This window comes from Trichococcus alkaliphilus, from assembly GCF_003008695.1.
Classification (GTDB): Bacteria; Bacillota; Bacilli; order Lactobacillales; family Aerococcaceae; genus Trichococcus; species Trichococcus alkaliphilus.
Genome location: NZ_PXZT01000006.1, coordinates 121,895 through 135,261, shown reverse-complemented (window position 1 = coordinate 135,261; position 13,367 = coordinate 121,895). Strand labels below are relative to the sequence as shown.

Annotated in this window: 5 protein-coding genes; 1 reads left to right on the top strand and 4 read right to left on the bottom strand. The window is 47.5% G+C overall.

The window, feature by feature from the left end; translation table 11 throughout:
* Positions 1-26: 26 nt before the first annotated feature.
* The 3 genes from C7R73_RS07090 to C7R73_RS07080 form a co-directional block, all read right to left on the bottom strand.
* Complete coding sequence (locus C7R73_RS07090; RefSeq protein WP_161525891.1) at positions 27-3,767, bottom strand: glucosaminidase domain-containing protein; 3,741 nt, start codon at positions 3,765-3,767, stop codon at positions 27-29.
* Between the two features lie 528 nt (positions 3,768-4,295).
* Positions 4,296-5,309: a UDP-glucose 4-epimerase GalE gene (gene galE, locus C7R73_RS07085; RefSeq protein ID WP_106449823.1), complete on the bottom strand. Its 1,014-nt coding sequence runs from the start codon at positions 5,307-5,309 to the stop codon at positions 4,296-4,298.
* A 71-nt stretch (positions 5,310-5,380) separates the two neighbouring features.
* The gene (locus C7R73_RS07080; protein WP_161525890.1) at positions 5,381-6,466 is read right to left on the bottom strand and encodes an LCP family glycopolymer transferase; all 1,086 of its coding nucleotides are present in this window, start codon (positions 6,464-6,466) and stop codon (positions 5,381-5,383) included.
* A gap of 451 nt (positions 6,467-6,917) precedes the next feature.
* Here C7R73_RS07080 and C7R73_RS07075 point away from each other — a divergent pair, with 451 nt between their 5' ends.
* Positions 6,918-12,464, top strand: a complete 5,547-nt coding sequence (locus tag C7R73_RS07075) for a polysaccharide deacetylase family protein (RefSeq protein WP_106449821.1) — start codon at positions 6,918-6,920, stop codon at positions 12,462-12,464.
* A gap of 91 nt (positions 12,465-12,555) precedes the next feature.
* Here the strand turns inward: C7R73_RS07075 and C7R73_RS07070 are convergent, their stop codons facing one another.
* Entirely contained in the window at positions 12,556-13,362 is an 807-nt protein-coding gene (locus C7R73_RS07070) for a glycosyltransferase family 32 protein (RefSeq protein WP_106449820.1), read from the bottom strand.
* Positions 13,363-13,367 lie beyond the last annotated feature (5 nt).

The following is a 13,367-nucleotide window of genomic DNA, read 5'->3' as shown; positions in this document are numbered from 1 at the left end:
TTATTTTTTTTAATTTACCTGTTTGCTTATTCTGAATCATATTGCCATAATTTATTCATCACAATAAGGTTATTTAATTTTTCCCCATAAGCTGAATCTGTTGCATATCTATTTGTCAGGCATGCAGTTGCATCTTCATATGATGCCGTATTTGCCACCCATGTTTCAGCATAACGATTCGTATCCCAATCCACCCCATTTAAAAGCAACTCCACGTAGTCAAGCATGGATGCAGCTAAATCGGGATACACACGAAAACCAGCATCAATCAAATATTTTTCACCATTTTCTTCTTCCCAAGTTGGCATAACGATTGTATTCCCATCATATAAGCCTTTGACGCCGAATAAATTGTTTGCCAAAGTGGTGAGATCACTCGTACCCCACGAAGACTCCAATATCATCTGGGCAATCATCACTGAAGCGTACAATCCATTTTCAACTGCCATTTGCTTAGCTAAAGGTACCACGTATTCAAAAAATTCATCATTCGATGCAAAATGTTGGTTTTCTTTAACGATTTCATCATAACGGTTATAGCCATCGATACTTATCAGATTTCCAGGAAATAGAGCATTTGCATCCGAGATATCATTCCAAATCAATAATTGTTTCATCGTTTGATTGTAAGTTAATGCAATATCCCAAAGTGTGTCTCCATCCACTACACGATGGTATTTTCCCCCTCCATCAGCTGTGCTGACATCAGCACCTGCTATGGGTACAACTTGCTGGGTGCCGAAAAGCTGCACAGCATATAGGATGCCCTTACTGTAATGGATGCCTATGCCTACTTCTTGGTAATTTATACTGCGCATATTTGCTAAATGACCCAAGCTGTTCAACCATGCTTCGAATAAAAACTCCGCCATAATCTTTTCATTGCCAGAATAAGTAAACATCACCAGATTCTCTCCGAATGCTTGATAATTGTAGAAATAGGGTTTATTTTCTACTATTGTACTGTTTGCAGTTCCATTTGGCCGCGTATGAGAAAATAGTGCTTCCGTCTCAATAGCACGTTGATCAGCAGCTAATTTAAGAATATCGTTTTTGATCAAGATGGATAGTCCTTGCTCTGCCCGTAAATTATTGAGAAGTTCCATAATTCTATTTTCTACAAGAGCATAATCGATTGATGTGTCCATAATAATTGCAGTGACATCCACCTTTATGGTCAGTGAGTTTCCGGAATCATCCACCACAATAAATTCATATATCCCATTTGACCCAACACTATAGAATAATTCGTTACCTTCGTATACTTTTCCGGTTGGATCATACATATACTTGACTTGATCATCATCAGCTACAGAGAGATGAATATTTACGACATTCCGTTCACTATCGTACTGAGTATCGACGATGGCAGTAGGAACTTGGCTATCGATAAAAGCACCCACCTTGACGACTTCATTTACCGGTGCTACAGTTAATCGTTTCACTTCCGCACGGTTAATTTCGACACCATTGATATACATCACATCATACGTCACTGTGTCATAGCCGTTTGCTCCGATTTGAATGATCACGCGCTCACCCGCGGGAATTTCATTGTCTTTCTGCTCTCTACTGACAAATCCGATTTTATTTTCAATAAACGTTTCCGTCCTTACTTCCACTACCTCCGCCTCACTGCCATATACTTCGATTTCCACATAGTGATTCGCACCATTCACTGTGCTACCGTTGGAGTAGAACCTTGCGTAGCGGGCATTCACGGCAGCGAAGCTGATCATCTTGCCGGCACTCGTTTCGCTATATTCGCTGTCGGTGCCCACGCCCAAACCCGCGCTGCCGTCCTTATCATTATTGAAAACGGTCACGGCGCCATTGGTGAAGATTGCATCGTTCGAAAGCTGCACGACCACATCGCGGTAGCTTCTGCCATCACCAAAGTAATGCCATATTTTGACCTCGTCGAGATTGTAAGCAGACCCTAAATCCACCTGCACCCACTGCAGTCCGTAGGTACCTCGTGCATAATCGGCGGTATTATCCGCAAGCTTATCAGTTGCGAATGAGCTGTTGTCGAATGGGACGGAACTGCTGAGGGTGCCTTCCGGCACCAGGTTTACGGTTGGTGCTGCCTGCGGTTCACTGCCGTATACTTCGATTTCCACATAGTGATTCGCCCCATTCACCGTGCTCCCGTTGGAGTAGAGCCTTGCGTAGCGGGCATTGACAATATCGAAGGCGATTGACTTCCCTGCACTCGTTTCGCTGTATTCGCTGTCGGTACCCACACCAAAGCCGGCGCTGCCGTCCTTATCATTATTGAAAACGGTCACGGTGCCATTGGAGAAGCTTGCATCGTTCGAAAGCTGCACGACCACATCGCGGTAGCTTCTGCCGTCGCCAAAATAATGCCATAATTTGACCTCATCGAGATCGTAAGCAGACCCTAAATCCACCTGCACCCACTGCAGTCCGTAGGTACCTCGTGCATAATCGGCGGTATTATCCGCAAGCTTATCAGTTGCGAATGAGCTGTTGTCGAATGGGACGGAACTGCTGAGGGTGCCTTCCGGCACCAGGTTTACGGTTGGTGCTGCCTGCGGTTCACTGCCGTATACTTCGATTTCCACATAGTGATTCGCCCCATTCACCGTGCTCCCGTTGGAGTAGAACCTTGCGTAGCGGGCATTGAGGGTATCGAAGACTATCGTCTTGCCGGCACTCGTTTCGTTGTATTCGCTGTCCGCGCCCACTCCCATACCGGCGCTGCCGTCCTTGTCATTGTTGAAGACGGTCACGGCTCCACTGGAGAAAGTTGCGTCATCCGAAAGCTGCACGACCACATCGTGGTAGCTTCTGCCGTCACCATAGTAATGCCACAACTGGATTCCGTTTAGATCATAGGAAGCGCCCAAATCCACCTGCACCCACTGCAAACCGGACGCGCCACGCGCATAATCAGCGGTATTATCCGTCTGCGTATCGGTAGCGTAAGAGATATTGTCAAAGTTAACAGATGTGCTGACGGTTCCTTCAGTTTCCAGATTGACAACAGGTGTTTCCTGCACTTGCATCGGAGCGATTACCGCAGCAGAAATTGCAGTTACTTCTTCTGAGGCAGCTGATGCTTGGAGCACCTCAACAGAGGTGGCTTCCGTTACTGATTTTGTATCAGTTGTTGCCGTTGTTTCATTGACAGTGAAAACTGCTCCGGATAAATCAGTATCAGAACCGGATAACAAGGTTGAATGTCCTTGGGTATCGAAGGCTTCTATGATGCTGCATTCCCAAGCACCTAACTCGGTGGCGTCGGTAACCGTGAACGCTCCTTCGAATAAGCCGCTGATTTCATTTTTAAAGAGTGGTATCGTTTCCATTCGCGCTGTGATTGGTGATAGATAAGCAATAGAAGCCGAAGCGATACCTACATCATACGTAATTCTTACTGAAACACGAATGCTCTCTCCTTCCATAACCTCCACTTTAGATATGTTAATCGAAGAACTGTCAATAACCGGAGCATTGTCATCTTGTAGCACTTCCGTTTTACCTTCTTCGAGAGTGCTGTCATCGATCTCTGCTGTAAAATTAGGAGCATCTTCGATAAGAGTCTCTCCCGATACAAGTGTAATTGGTTCATTAGGTATCAATGGGTTGCCTGCTTGTCCAGTATTTCCGGCAATTCCTACATCATCCATCTCTGCAGCTGAAACTTGCTGTACGTTTGCTATTCCTAAAGCAACAACTGTAGCACCCGTTACACCTACCACTATCCATTGTGATTTGACCTTGTGCAGTACTTGCCTCATTATTTCCCTCCTGAAATGAAAAGATAAAAACATCACAATATTAACATTAAATAAAAATAAATAATACAATCTAATTAATATTTAATTAACAAAAAAACACTAATTAGACCATTGTTGTTCACAACACAAACGCGCATGCGATGAAACGATGAAATTGAACTAAACGAAAGCATTTTGTAGTAGCCTATTGTTTTGACAATGTCTCTTTCTGCATAATCCTGTTTTTTTAAGTCCGGCAATTGTATTGGCGTAGTGAATCGCGGTTGCAGAAGGTATATCACCCAAACCTATTAGTGTGGGAGTTTCCTTACGATAACCAAGAAAAAGGAAGCTTAAAGATGCCAATACAGTCATTAGTATGATTATTTTTTCATAAAATGCCTCTTCCAGTCTATTTTACCATTATCTAAATTATAGCCGCGCCAAGCCCGATGCTACTATTAAGTTGCTGTGTTCTTTGATGGTCAAAAAAAAGAAGCCGCTTTGGCTTCCTCCTTTTTGAAAAGTTATTGCAGTCCATCCGCCGACTTACGCTTCATAACCGTTCGGATTATTCTTTTGCCAATTCCAGGAATCACGGCACATGTCCGTCAAAGTCTTCTGGGCTATCCATCCCAATTCTTCTTTCGCTTTCGTCGCATCCGCATAGCAAGTCGCGACATCCCCTGGGCGTCTGTCGATGATTGTGTACGGAATCTCGACGCCTGTGGCTTTCTGGAAGTTATAAGTCAAGTCCAGCACGCTGTATCCTATCCCCGTCCCGAGGTTGTATATGCCGACACCACTTGTCTCTTTGATTTTTTCCAGAGCTTTGATGTGGCCCAACGCCAAGTCGACGACATGGATGTAGTCGCGGACTCCGGTGCCATCCGGGGTATCATAATCGTCCCCGAAGATGCTCAAGCGCGGCAATTTGCCGACCGCCACTTGAGTGATGTACGGCATCAGGTTGTTCGGGATGCCTGTTGGATCTTCGCCAATCAAGCCAGATTCATGGGCGCCGATCGGGTTGAAGTAACGCAGCAAGGCGATGCTCCACTCGGAATCGGAAACGGCCACATCTTGGAGGATCTGTTCAATCATCACTTTCGTGTAGCCGTAAGGGTTCGTTGCGCTAGTAGGCAGGTCCTCCGTCAATGGCGAGATGTTGTTCATGCCATAGACCGTAGCTGAGGAACTGAAAACAATCTTCTTCACTCCGTGGCTGCGCATCACATCGCACAGTACCAAAGAGCTCGTGATGTTGTTGTGGTAATACTCGATTGGTTTGGCGACAGATTCACCCACTGCTTTGTAGCCCGCGAAATGGATGACCGAATCGATGTCCTCTTTTGCGAAGACAGCATCCAACGTTTCGCGGTCCAACACGTCAACTTCATAGAAAGTTGGTGCTTTGCCCGTAATTGTTTTGATCCGGTTCAATACTTCCGGTTTGCTGTTCGAATAGTTGTCGACGATGACGACTTCCTGGCCTGCTTTCAATAATTCCACTACTGTATGGCTGCCGATATAACCGGCGCCGCCTGTTACTAATATTGACATATGATCCCTCTTTCCAATTGGCTGTAATCGTTTATATTATTTTTCATTGTTGCAGCGAACGACTCGTTTGCTTATTCTTCAGTTTCTTGGACAATGTCGAAATCGGACGTTTCTGTAATCAATCCGGCGCTGGTCATCTTCCCAAAACCAAAGGATGAGTCGGCATCCGAAAGGTTCATATCGCTCAACTTCACCTGATCAATTTCCAATTCATCACGCAGCGTATTCGCGATGCGCAGACGCTCTTCCGGATCGACATAGTAATAGTAGATTTCATCATAATACAGTTCTTCCCCAGCGATCGAAAGTTGCGTGAACGTGTCGAGTGCATCCACATAACCTGATTTGATATCAAGCAGATCCTCAAAGGAAAGATTGGTTTGGATGTTCACTTCCACTGCACTGAGGATTTTTTTGTAATTCGTGACGCTGTCGATGCTGATCAGCTTATCCAAAATCGCTTTGATGACCATCCGTTGTCGATTCTGACGGCCTAAATCGCCTTCTGGGTCCTCTTTGCGCATCCGGGCGAAAGCCAAAGCATCCCAACCATCCGCTGTGACGGTTTCGCCTTCGACGAAGGAAGACCCCTCAAACTCGAACGTCAACGGACTCGTCAATTCGATGCCACCGATTGCTTCTACAATATCATGCAGCCCTTGCATATTGATTTCGACGTAATAGTCGATCGGCACATTCAGGAATTCCTGAATGGAGTTGATAGCCATCTGGGTACTGCCGAACGCATAAGCATGGGTGATTTTGTCGTTGTACTCCGGATAGATATTCGTTTCATAGCCCACCATCTCGGCATAACTGTCGCGCGGCACACTAACGATTGTAGTTGTTTTGGTCTTTGGATTGACCGTCGCAACGATGATCGTGTCCGAACGACCACCACCTTCCGCGATTCCGTCCCCATACATGTCGATCCCCAACAGTGCGAATGAAATCGGATGGGTCGCATCAACCGAAACCTCCTCTTCCCGCATATTCTCCGTTTCGACATCTTCGAAAACAGTTTTCAACGTGCTCTCCACATCGTCGTAGACAGTCCAGAACAATGCGAAAGCGACGAGGACAAGGCTCATCAATGATAGAATAATGATTCGGTTCCGTTTTTTCTTCTTAAAATAATTGCTTCTTGTGTCATTCATCGGTTCGAGCCTCTTTCTGAGCAATGCTGCTGCATGACAGCCCATCACCCTACTTAATATCGCTTCATCAAGTATAGAACAATTCAGGCGAATGAAAAAGGGCTATTCAAAAACTTAACAAAAAAGCAAACCTATCGCAAAATAACACCATTCAATTTTCAGATAACTCCAGAAACCCTTTAGCACGTTTCTTTCCGGGTTTCAGTTATTCATTCAAATTCTTTTAAAACGCTTACATATGCGTTATAATAACATAAAGTGGTTAAGTTAATCAGGCAAATAAACCTATCAACACTTGACCTCTTACACTGTTTCCGGCTCATTCCACTTTTATTTACAATTTTAAGGAGATGGTCCTGATGGTTACATAGCATACACCCCGCCACAGAAATAGAATCATTTAACCGAATAGGCTTGTTTTCAGATTTAGCGATTGAAGGAGGGCTGAATTATGAAAAAAAGATTTATGATACTGCCTCCTTTCTTAGTCATATTTACGATGTACGGCGCGCTGACAGACGTATCTGCAGCAACGGAAGGGACAACAGGGATAATTGAAACGACACTCCAAGAGCCCATACTCAATGAACAGCCGCCAGGTATTCAGCTGCCGGAAACAGTGTTGGAAACCGATGACGGAAGCGCAACCGCGACAACACCCACGGGCTCTCCGCCCACAGAACCGACTGCGGTAGATGAGCAGATGACGGAAACACCTGCATCGTCTACAGAACAGCCTCTGATGGAACCGGCCGAACCGCAACCAACCGCCACAGAAACAACCCCACCGGCGATCACGCCTACTGAGGAAGCAACCGGCACAACACCAACTAACAAGGTAACACCTGCAGAAGAAACAGAAAACCCGATCGTAACGGAAGTGCCTGTGGAAAATCCGACCTTTACGACCGACCCGATAGAACCTGTTGAAGTTCCAGAAGAACCCGCAGCAATTGCACCGATTGAAGAACCAGAAGAAACGGAAGAACAAGAAGCCGAAATCATCTACGAAGAACCGATGCAAATGATGGCTGCAGCCGCAGTCAGCGACTTTTCGGGAACTTCGCAAATCATCAACTCAGTGAATATCACAGATAACGTGATCGCACTGACCTTCGATGACGGCCATTCTTACGGAAACCTTTCCGACATTCTATATAATTTGAACTATTTAGGCGTAAAGGCTACATTCTTCATGAACGGTGATGCTGACGCTTCGTTGCTGCAACAGATAGTTGCGGACGGCCATCAATTGGCGAACCATACTTACTCTCATGGTGACTCCGCGACATTATCTTCATCCGTCTTAGCGAACGACATCAATCTAATGGAGGATTACATCCAAACAACAACCGAAACGTCTTCCCTTCCTTTCTTCCGCCTTCCTTACGGTTCGTACAACAGTTCCGTTTTGGATACAGTCGGAAGCCTAGGTTACCAATACACGATTGGTTGGGACGTCGATACACTCGATTGGACCGGCATTTCTGCTACTGAAGTCAGCAATGCAGTCGTCAATAACGTAAAACCGGGATCCATCGTGCTGATGCATGCCAGCGTAGGCGCAGCCAACACACCTGAATCTTTGTGGTATTCGATTGCAGCTTTGAAACAAGCTGGCTACAGCTTCTCCACAGTCAGCGACCTGTTGGCATTGGGCGGTTATTTCGCACTCGAAGAAGAAGCGCCAATCGAAGAGGATTATTCGGATGATATCCTATCAGAAGTCATCAACCAAGTTTCTACCGGCGAGAAAACCATCTCCTTGACTATCAGCGATGCATCAGATGCCGAAAACGTCCGCGATATTCTTGCCAACTTGGCCACAATGGATGTGAAAGCCACTTTCTTCCTGAACGGTTTGACTGATCCCACTGTGATCAACGAAATCATTCAACAAGGACACGAAATCGGTAACCATACCTACACACACGATGATGCCACTGCGATGAGCGTGGATGAAGTCGTCTGGGAACTCAATGCTATGGAAACCTTGGTGCAGGACAGCACAGGCGGAGCTACTACCCGCCCTTACTTCCGGGCACCGATGGGAGCGACAAATGACGCAGTCCTTGCGACCGCAGCTAGCATGGGATACATGTATACAATTGGCTGGACAGTCGATACCCGTGATTGGAGCGGCACTTTGACCTCAGCACAAGTCAGCTCAGCAGTCGTGAATAATTTGGCACCAGGAGCCATCTTCCTGATGCACGGAAATGCATCCGCCAGCACGACCCCTGCAGCTTTATTGCAGATGATCACGGCGATCCGTCAACTCGGCTACAACTTCGCTACCATAAGCGGCTTGCTCGCTTTGGAAGGCGCCTATCCGACAACACCGGGTGAGGATCCAACAGTAACAGAACCTGATCCGGAACCACCGGTCACTACTTTACCTGGTGATCAAGAAACCGATCCGGATCCGCAAACGCCAATCGGCACTTCTCCGGCGGAACTCATCAATCAAATCAACACTGACGAACCGGTCATTTCCTTGACGATCAGTGACGCATCCGGAACCGAGAATGTAAGGCAAATTCTCAACAACCTTGCGCTGTTGGGTATCAAGGCAACCTTCTTCCTGAATGGCCTCACCGATCCGAGCCTGATTGATGACATCATCGCCCAAGGCCATGAAATCGGCAACCATACCTTCAGCCACGAAGACGCCACACAAATGACCCAAGCACAGTTGACGGCGGACCTCAACACCCTTGAGAAACTCGTCCAAGATGCATCCGGCACGAGCACAACTCCGTACTTCCGTGCACCTATGGGCGAGACCAACGCAACCGTTTTAACGACAGCCGGCAGTCTTGGTTATCAATACGCCATTGGTTGGACAATCTCAACAAGTGACTGGAGCGGAACACAGACGGCAGCACAAATCAGTTCTGCTGTCGTGAACAGCATCGCGCCAGGAGCGATCCTTCTTTTGCATGGTAGCGCCGACGCAGTTGCTACACCTGCTGCAATCCTGCAGATGGTGGCAGCGGTACAAGCACTCGGCTACCGCTTTGAGACCATCACCGGATTGCTTGCTTACCAAGGTATATATACCGGAGAAGTGCCAGTCGTAGTCGAACCGGATAGCGGTGAAACGGACTACGGGACCGGACCATCCCGATACGTAGATCATGTTGATACCGGGCGGAACGTCATCGCCCTCACCTTTGATGATGGAGATGATTACACAAACCTGCATGATATACTCTACAATCTCAATTCACTCGGTGCGAAAGCTACCTTCTTCCTCAATGGCACAACCGATCCTGGATTGATGGCTGAAATCGTCGCCTCAGGGCACCAACTGGCGAACCATACTTATTCGCACAATGACGATTCCACCTCCCTTTCAGCTGATGAGTTGGCTTATGACTTGGAGCTGATGGAAGAGTACATCCTTGATACGACAGGCGTATCCTCCAAACCCTATTTCCGTGCTCCAGCAGGAGTCTATAACGACGCCGTACTCGAAACGCTGGGCAGCCTCGGCTATGCCTACACGATCGGTTGGACGCAGGATACACGCGATTGGGAAGGTTATTCAGATACTACTATTGCATCCAGCGTAACCGATTATCTGGATGCAGGCTCCATCTATCTGCTGCATGCCAACCCAACAGCTGTCGGAACGCCTGAATCTTTGTGGTACATGATTGCAGAAGCCCGCAACCAGGGATACGAATTCGTCACGGTCGACGAACTGATGGCTCTGGAAGGTGTCTATGACGATGGCAGTGATGGCTCCAGTGACGTTGCTGATGGCGTATCACAATTCATTGAACAAATTGACACGAACCAAAAAGTAATTTCCTTGACCTTTGACGATCTGGGTGACAGCGAAGTCCTCCAAGGAATCCTCGATGCTTTGGCTGAATTGGATGTCAAAGCGACTTTCTTCGCGGACGGCACAGCTGATCCGGATATGCTCTATCAAGTCGTCTCACAAGGTCATGAATTAGGGAACCACAGCTACTCGCATGAATTCTCTACCTACTTGACCATAGAAGAATTCACCGCTGATCTGAATGCACTGGAAAATAAAATCCAAGATGCGACCGGTGCAACCTCAAGACCGCTCTTCCGTCCGCCATATGGGGATTACGATCAGTCTGTTTTGGAAACTCTTGGCAGCCTTGGCTATACCTACACTGTAGGCTGGTCAGTCGATAGCTTGGATTACCTTGGAACATTATCTTCTGAAGAAATCGCCTTCAACGTATTGGACCAATTAGCACCAGGTGCCATCTACTTGATGCATGCCGTTCCGGAATCCTTCAGTACACCAGGTTCTTTGTACGAAATCATCACTTCGGCCCGCGACGCTGGTTACTCCTTCGCAACCATCAGTGATTTGATCCAACTGGATGGCGTATATTCGGAAAATCCTATCAATCCGGAAACACCGGTTGATCCCGTAGACCCGGTAGATCCTAATCCGCCGGTTATCACAATACCTTCGCAGTTGATCAATCAAGTCAATACTAATCAGCAAATCATTTCCTTGACCATCAGTGATGTTTCCAGTGCCTCTAATCTGCGTCAGATATTGGCGAACTTGGCGCTGCTGGACGTCAAAGTGACCTTCTTCCTTAACGGACTGACAGATCCGACTCTGATCGATGACATCCTTGCCCAAGGTCATGAGATAGGGAATCACACCTTTACCCAAGACGATGCCACTCAGATGACTACTGCGGAATTGACGGCCGATCTGAATCAACTGGAACAATTGGTGAAGACCGCAACCGGCGAAAGCACAACGCCTTACTTCCGCGCTCCGATGGGCGAAACGAACGCAACCGTATTGGCGACAGCCGGCAGTCTTGGCTACAGCTACACGATCGGTTGGACGACCGACACCCGCGACTGGTCCGGAACACTTTCAGCCAGCCAAGTAAGTGCGGCGGTCCTGAACAACCTTTCCGCTGGTGCCATCTATTTGCTGCACGGTAACAGCTCAGCCAGCACAACCCCTACCGCACTGTTGGAAATGATCACAGCAGCCCGCGCCCTTGGTTATCAATTCACGACCATCAGCAAGTTGCTTGCTTATGAAGGTGACTACAGCTACGTAGAACCTGAGCCGGAATTCAATATCCCTGTGCTGGACGATTTCGGAAACATCACCAATCCAGTCATCACCCGGAACGATGTGACCGATGTCTCCAATCCGCTGGGAACAGCCGACCCGTTCATCATCCTAGTCGATGGTGTCTACCACATGTTCTTCGAGGTTTTGAGGGATTACAACATTGCAACGCAAAGCTTCACGGACAGTGTCGCCCACGCCTACAGCAGCGACCTCGTCAACTGGACCTACACCCAAGTAGTCCTCGGTCCGGAAACCGATGGCATTCGGGCAGCCTATCCCAGTGTTTTCGAATACAATGAAAACTACTACATGGTTCCCGATCAAGCCGGCAATGTCGAAGCCTACTTTGCAACTTCTTTCCCACTCGGTTGGGATTACCACTCCACTTTGTTGGAAGGAAACTTCGTCGACACGAACGTCTTCGAAGTTGGGGGCACTTGGTATTTAACGACATCCGAACAACCATACAACAGCATCTCTTTGTACTACAACACATCTGGCGACTGGCGCAATAATCAATGGCAACTTCATCCAGCCGGTCTCATCATCGAAGAGGACTGGTCGGAAAAAGGTTACCGCGGCGCCGGCAATCCATTCGTGTTTGAAGATTACATCGTGATGCCAGTACAGGTGACACCGGTCGCAACCAATGTCTACGGCGAATATACGAGTTGGTACAAACTGTCCGATTTCTCAACGACAACCGTAACTGTTGAATACCTTGGTGAAGCAGTTGGTGCACAGGATAATGGACAGTGGAACGATCTCGCGATGCACCATATCGCTCATGCCCCTTACGGTGACGGCTACGTATACGTTGTCGATGGGTTTGCCTATTACGCAGCAAGTACCGGTCAAGCCGAATACACAATCGGCCTCTACACAGAAATAGCCTAATTCCTGAATAGCGTCCGAAAACGCAAAACACCACCCTTACCGCGATAATACGCAATAAGGGTGGTGTTTTTTATATCAGGTGCTTAGCGGGTTATTTCCGGAAAATGCCGCCAAACTTTTTCAACGCCTTCCCAACCAAACCGCCGATATCGTTCCGTTTCAGGATATCCGGTACCGACAGGACGTAATGTAGGCCGGTACCGACCGTTTTTCCGTAGCGTTCGATCAGGCGCAGCTTGCGTTCATAATTCTTCTTCTCCTTGTCGGATAACCAGGATGCATTGTAGTGGTGGATCGTGTAGGAATTTTCGGTCAAGCTCATGGCGCCGGTGTAGTAATCACGCGGGCAGAAATAGGCTTTAGGGTAGATGCTGATGCCTTCGATTTCCTGATAGCTATCGTTTTGCTTCAAGCCCTTCTCCAACAAATAATCGGTCGTATAATGAGGACTCGGCAAGGTGTTGAAACTGCCGTCCGGGTTGATGAAGGAGACGCCTTCGTATACATCGCGCATCGCCTTGATGTGCGGATTTCCCTTAGCGGCACCGAAGCCAAGCCCCAACGCGACAAATTTTCCGTCCTCGAAGCCCATGAAGGCTTCATCCTCCAACAACGGATCCATATTGCGGATGATCTCCACATCCGTATCCAGATAGATGCCGCCTTGCGTATAGACGATGTCCAAACGGGCATAATCCGGCACGAACCCCCATTTCTTCACGTCGTAGGCTTCCTTCATGTAGCGGTTTTTGGCTATAGCATAATTGCTTTCGTTCCATTCGATGATTTCGTAATCCGGACAGAATTTCTTCCAGCTTTCGATGCAGGTTTTGTCTTTTTCCGGAATCGGCGCGCCGCCGAACCAGCAGTAATGGATGATTTTTGGTATCTTCGTCATGAGTT